The sequence below is a fragment of the Streptomyces sp. MK37H genome, assembly GCF_018035285.1.
Lineage (GTDB): Bacteria > Actinomycetota > Actinomycetes > Streptomycetales > Streptomycetaceae > Streptomyces > Streptomyces endocoffeicus.
This window is the reverse complement of the sequence record NZ_JAAAYH010000531.1, coordinates 1-5,234: the sequence shown is the minus strand read 5'-3', so window position 1 is coordinate 5,234 and position 5,234 is coordinate 1. Positions and strand designations below refer to the sequence as shown.

5 protein-coding genes are annotated in these 5,234 nt (G+C 73.0%); 1 reads left to right on the top strand and 4 read right to left on the bottom strand.

Annotated features, from left to right (window positions below; all coding sequences use genetic code 11):
- Positions 1 to 126: 126 nt before the first annotated feature.
- From GWI24_RS39885 to GWI24_RS39875, 3 genes are read right to left on the bottom strand one after another with little or no spacing between them, the layout of a single operon-like run.
- Positions 127 to 2,277 carry a xanthine dehydrogenase family protein molybdopterin-binding subunit gene (locus tag GWI24_RS39885; protein WP_210950916.1) on the bottom strand — a complete coding sequence of 717 codons (2,151 nt, stop codon included), beginning with the start codon at positions 2,275 to 2,277 and terminating at the stop codon, positions 127 to 129.
- The gene (locus GWI24_RS39880) at positions 2,274 to 3,266 is read right to left on the bottom strand and encodes a xanthine dehydrogenase family protein subunit M (RefSeq protein ID WP_210950915.1); all 993 of its coding nucleotides are present in this window, start codon (positions 3,264 to 3,266) and stop codon (positions 2,274 to 2,276) included. The genes GWI24_RS39885 and GWI24_RS39880 overlap by 4 nt, the downstream gene beginning before the upstream one ends.
- On the bottom strand, positions 3,263 to 3,820 hold the full coding sequence (locus GWI24_RS39875; RefSeq protein ID WP_044567454.1) for a (2Fe-2S)-binding protein: 558 nt from the start codon (positions 3,818 to 3,820) through the stop codon (positions 3,263 to 3,265). Before GWI24_RS39875 ends, GWI24_RS39880 begins: the two co-directional genes overlap by 4 nt.
- A gap of 227 nt (positions 3,821 to 4,047) precedes the next feature.
- On the opposite strand from GWI24_RS39875, the gene GWI24_RS39870 reads away from it, so the two are divergent.
- Positions 4,048 to 4,683: a TetR/AcrR family transcriptional regulator gene (locus GWI24_RS39870; RefSeq protein WP_247617542.1), complete on the top strand. Its 636-nt coding sequence runs from the start codon at positions 4,048 to 4,050 to the stop codon at positions 4,681 to 4,683.
- A 100-nt stretch (positions 4,684 to 4,783) separates the two neighbouring features.
- Here the strand turns inward: GWI24_RS39870 and GWI24_RS39865 are convergent.
- On the bottom strand, positions 4,784 to 5,234 hold a 451-nt coding region (locus GWI24_RS39865; RefSeq protein ID WP_247617541.1), incomplete at its 5' end, for a Gfo/Idh/MocA family oxidoreductase.

Genomic DNA, 5,234 nt, shown 5'->3' with positions numbered 1-5,234 from the left:
CGTCCACGAGTTCGGCGCGGCCGGACAGCGCCCGTACAGCTCCGCGCGACAGGACCGCGCCGCTACGAGTTCGGCGCCGGCCAGGTGGGAAACCTGGCCGGCGCCGAGCACTCGACGGTGAAAGGGTCAGCCCGCGTGGCCGGGCTCCGGCACGTTCGTCCCCGCCGACAGGACCCGGTCCGGGCGGATCGGCAGGTTGCGGTGGCGGACGCCGGTGGCGTGCCACACCGCGTTGGAGATCGCCGCCGCGGCCCCCACGATGCCGACCTCACCGACGCCCTTGATGCCGACCGGGTCGTCCGGGTCCGGGTCGTCCACCCAGTCCGCCTCGACGATCGGCACATCGGCGTTCGCGGCGAAGTGATAGCCCGCGAGGTCCGGAGCGACGAGGCCGCCCGAGGCCCGGTCCCTGACCGCCTCCTCGTGCAGGGCCATGGAAATGCCCCAGATCATTCCGCCGACGAGCTGGTTGCGCGCGGTCAGCGGGTTGACGATCCGGCCCGCCGCGAAGATGCCGAGCATCCGCCGCACCCGGACCTCTCCGCTGGTGACATCCACGGCCACCTCGGCGAATTGAGCGCCGAAGGAGTGCCGTTCCTTACCAGCCAGGGCGCCGATGGCTTCGGTGGTGTCGGAGCGCGCGGTGATCCCCTCGGGCGGGATGTCGCCGCCCAGGGCCAGCCGCTCGCGCAGTTCGCTCACGGCGATCGCCACCGCCCACGCCCAGGAGCGCGTGCCCATCGAGCCACCGGCTAGCATCGCCGGGCCGAGGTCGCTGTCCGCCATGACCACCCGGACCCGCTCCGGATCCACCGCCAGCGCGTCCGCGGCGATCAGGTTGATGGCGGTCCGGGCACCGGTGCCGATGTCCGCCGCGTTGATGCGTACGGTGAAGGTGCCGTCCGCCTCCGCCGTCACGGCCGCCGTGGACGGTCCGGCCCCGGAGTGGAAGCTGGCCGCCGCCATACCGGTCCCGAGCAGCCACCGCCCCTCGCGGCGCACCCCCGGACGGGGGTCCCGGTCGGCCCAGCCGAACCTGCGGGAGCCTTCCTCGTAGCAGGCGACCAGATTGCGGCTGCTGAACGGCAGGCCCGAGACCGGGCCCCGGTCGGGCTCGTTGCGGACGCGCAGCTCGATCGGGTCGATGCCGGTCTTCTCGGCGAGCTCGTCCAGCGCGCACTCCAGCGCGAACGAGCCCGGCGCCTCGCCGGGCGCCCGCATGAAGGTCGGGGTCGGCACATCGAGCCGTACGACCCGGTCGCTGGTGTAGTGCGCGTCGGCGTCGTACATCACGCGGCCCACCGTGGCGCTCCGCTCGATGAACTCGTGGACGGTCGACGTGACGCACTCGGACCGGTGGTCGAGCACCCGCAGCCGCCCCGACTCGTCGGCGCCGAGCCTGACCCGCTGCGCGGTGGGGCTGCGGTAGCCGATCGTCGAGAACATCTGGCGGCGGGTCATGACGACGCGCACCGGGCGATGGAGGACGGTGGCGGCCATGGCGGCGGCCACCTGGTGCGGGCGGGTGGTCTTGGAGCCGAAGCCGCCGCCGACGTGCTCGGACCGCACCCGTACCGACTCCGCGTCGAGCGAGAAGATCTGCGCGAGCTCGGCGGCCACCATCGTGCTGCCCTGGTTGGAGTCGAAGACCTCGAGCCGGCCGCCGTCCCAGTGGGCCGTCGCCGCGTGCGGCTCCATGGGGTTGTGGTGCTCTTCCGGGGTGGTGTACTCGGAGTCCACGACGAAGGCGGACGCGGCGAGTTCGGCCTCGACGTCGCCCTTCGTCGCCACCGCCGGCCCGAAGGGCGAATCCGGAGGGGTGTACATATCCGGGTGTCCGGAGGTGAAGCCGATGTCGTGCGGCTCCTGGTCGTACCGGACCACCAGCGCTTCCGCGGCCTCCCTGGCCTGCTCGGGCCGCTCGGCGAGGACCAGCGCCACCGGCCAGCCCATGAAGGGGACACGGTCGTTCTGGAAGACCCCGATGATCGGGTCGGGCTTCCCGATCATGCCCATGTAGTCCAGGTTGACCCGCGGGGCGTTCTCGTGGTGGATGACCGCGAGGACACCGGGCATGGCGAGGACCGGCTCGGATTCGACCGCGCTGACGCGGCCGCGGGCCACGGTGGACAGCACCATCCAGCCGTGGGCGAGGTCGGGCAGGGGGATGTCGCCCGCGTAGCGGGCCGCTCCGGTGACCTTCTCCCGGCCCTCCACGCGGGTGCGCGCGGTGCCGAAGGCGCCCGTCGTCGTGGTGGTTCCGGTCGTCGTGGTCATCGGGCGGCCTCCTCGGTGAGTTCGGTCAGCAGGGCCACGACGAGGTTGCGCATCAGCGGCACCTTGTATCCGTTGTGGGGCAGTGCCTCGGCGGCGGCCAGTTCCGCGTCCGCGGCGGCGGCGAACGCCTCGGCGGTCGCCGGGCCCCCGGTCAGCGCCCGCTCGGCCGCCAGCGCCCGCCACGGCCGGGAGGCGACCGCCCCGAGGGCGAGACGGACCTCCTGGACGACCCCGTCCCGGACGTCGAGGGCGGCGGCGATCGAGCCGATCGCGAAGGCGTAGGACGCGCGCTCGCGGACCTTGCGGTAGCGGGAGTGGGCGGCCACCGGGGCCGGGGGCAGGGTGATACCGGTGATCAGCGCGCCGGACGGCAGCGCGGTCTCCAGGTGCGGGGTGTCGCCCACGGGCAGATAGAAGTCCGCGAGCGGCAACTCGCCCGGCCCGTCGGCGGTTTCGTACCGTACGACGGCGTCGAAGGCGGCGAGCGCGACCCCCATGTCCGAGGGGTGGGTGGCCACGCAGTGCTCGGATGCGCCGAGGATCGCGTGGTTGTGGTGCTCACCCTCGATGGCCGGGCAGCCGCTGCCGGGGAGGCGCTTGTTGCAGGGCCTCGCCACGTCGGCGAAGTAGCCGCAGCGGGTGCGCTGGAGAAGGTTCCCGCCGACCGTGGCCATGTTGCGCAGCTGCCCGGACGCACCGGCCAGGACGGCCTCGGCGAGGGCCGGGTAGCGACGCCGTACCTCGGGGTGGGCGGCGAGATCGCTGTTGGTGACGGTGGCCCCGATGCGCAAGGCCCCGTCCGGCGTCACCTCGACGTGGTCCAGGGGCAGTTCGCGTACGTCGACCAGGCGTCCCGGCCGCTCGACGCCGGTCTTCATCAGATCGACCAGATTGGTGCCGCCGCCGAGGAAACGCGCGTCGGGGTCGGCGCCGAGCACGGAGACCGCCTCGGAGACCTCGAGGACCCGCTGGTAGCCGAACTCCTTCATGCGAGGGCCTCCTCGGTCCCGGCCGTGCGCGCCTCGGCCGCCCGCGCGACCGCCTGGACGATCGACACATAGGCGCCGCAGCGGCACAGGTTGCCGCTCATCCGCTCCCGGATCTCGTCCGGGCTGAGGGGCGGAGGGCCCGCTTCGGGGCGGACGTCGGCGGTGGCGGCGCTCGGCCAGCCCGCCGCGTGCTCCTCGAGCACGGCGAGGGCGGAACAGATCTGCCCCGGGGTGCAGTAACCGCACTGGTAGCCGTCGAGGTCGAGGAACGCCTGCTGCACCGGGTGCAGCTCGTCGCCCTCGGCCACGCCCTCGATCGTGGTGACCTCACGGCCCTCGGCCGCCACCGCGAGCTGGAGACAGGAGACGGCCCGGCGGCCGTCGATCAGCACCGTGCAGGCACCGCACTGGCCCTGGTCGCAGCCCTTCTTGGTGCCGGTGAGGTCGAGCTGCTCCCGCAGGGCGTCGAGCAGGGTGGTGCGGTGGTCGACGGGCAGCGTGTGTTTCTCGCCGTTGATGGTCAGCGTGATGACGCTGGACGTCGATGGGGCCATGATCAGCCTTCTTTCGCGGGTGTGGTGCGCGTTGAAGTCGTCCGATGGAAGGGGGCCCGGGGCCTAGGGAGGGAGTCCCGGGACATGAGATGCGGGACAATGCCGGTCGGCGCTCGGTTTCGGCCATCCACACTGGCCGTTTCAGCCGGTAAGGTGGACCTAAGCGGACAAGTGTCCGCTGTGCATGAAACTTAGCGGACAGCTGTCCGGTGAGCAAGGTCGGAGCTATGACGGGGTCCGGAGGAGGGCGAGTGCGGGCAGAGAGGGACGCGCGTCTGCGCTCGGACGCGGCTGCGAACCGCGAGCGCATCCTGGAAGTGGCGCTGGCGGAGCTGACGCGCTCGGCGGACGTCCCGCTGAGCGCCATCGCGAAGAAGGCGGGCGTCGGGCAGGGCACGCTGTACCGCAACTTCCCCAGCCGCGAGGCCCTCGTTCTGGAGATCTACCGCCATGAGATGCGGCAGGTGGCCGACACCGCGGCCGAACTGCTGCGTACGCGTGCGCCGGATCAGGCGCTGCGGGAGTGGATGGGACACCTCGCCCGGTTCGCCATGGCCAAGGCCGGTCTCGCCGACGCGCTGCACAAGGCCATCAGTGCGTCCTGCGGCCAGGAGAAACCGGGGCACGGCCAGATGACCGAGGCCGTGGCGCTCCTGCTGCGGGCCAACGAGGAGGTCGGCACCATCCGCCCGGGCGTCACCACCGACGACTTCCTGCTCGCCATCGCCGGCCTGTGGCAGATCGGCCCCGACGAGAACGGGCAGGCACGCGCCCGACGGCTTCTGGACCTCGTCATGGACGGGCTGCGCACGGGCGCGCCCGGGGCGGCCGGGCCGGGGGCGGCAGCCGACGGGGCGAGCTGAGCCTGGCCGGGGGCGGCAGCCGGCCCGGCGGGCCCAGTCCGGCCGGAGGCCCCCGCCCGTCGGCGGGCGGTGGCCTCCGTAGCGCGGGCTGTCGCGCGGATCAGCCCGAGACCGGAAGCGCGGTGCGCGGCCGGGGCGGGAACCCGGCGGCGCGGTAGCACGCGTCGATCAGGGACATGGTGGTCAGCGCGTCCTCCGCGTCCAGCGGAAGCGGTGTGCCGTGCCGCAAGTGGGCGGCGTACGCGTCCAGTTGGTAGGTGTACGAGGAGCGCTTGCCCAGCCCCTCGGTCCGCTCACCCGCGGGCGTACGCACCACGACGCGGTCGTCCAGATGAGGCTGGACGAAGTTCATGGCCGTCGCCTCACCCCGCGAGCCGATGACCCTGAGGCTCATCCGCCATTCCTCGTGTGCCATATGGCAGCGGGCGGATCCGGTGGCACCGCTGGGGAAGGCCAAGTCCGCGTCCAGCCACTCGTCCACGCGCGGCGCGGCGTGCCGGGCACCGCCCCGGGCGGTGACCAGGCGCGGGGGACCACCGGCCCAGGGGGCG